The sequence below is a fragment of the Aureimonas sp. AU22 genome (assembly GCF_001463745.1).
Classification (GTDB): domain Bacteria; phylum Pseudomonadota; class Alphaproteobacteria; order Rhizobiales; family Rhizobiaceae; genus Aureimonas.
Genome location: NZ_BBWJ01000078.1, coordinates 1 through 205 on the forward strand (window position 1 = coordinate 1; position 205 = coordinate 205).

A 205-nucleotide genomic window follows, 5' to 3' on the forward strand; every position below is an offset into this window, starting at 1 on the left:
GTCTGGAAGGCGATCTCGTCGATCACCCCGATGATGTTGCCGATCTTCTGCGAGGACTGCTCGATGGTCTGCATGGCATCGATCGCCCGGCCCACGATCTCGCCGCCCCGCTCGGCGTTGCGCTGGGCGCTCTGGGCGCTGGCCTGCGCCTGGCCGGCGTTCTCGGCGGTCTCGTTGACGGCGCGCGTCACCTCGCCGAGCGCGG

Annotated in this window: 1 protein-coding gene; it reads right to left on the bottom strand. The window is 70.2% G+C overall.

Features of this window, described 5'->3' with window-relative positions:
* A partial coding sequence (locus AUL34_RS21710) for a methyl-accepting chemotaxis protein (RefSeq protein WP_244492672.1) occupies positions 1-205 on the bottom strand: 205 nt, incomplete at both ends.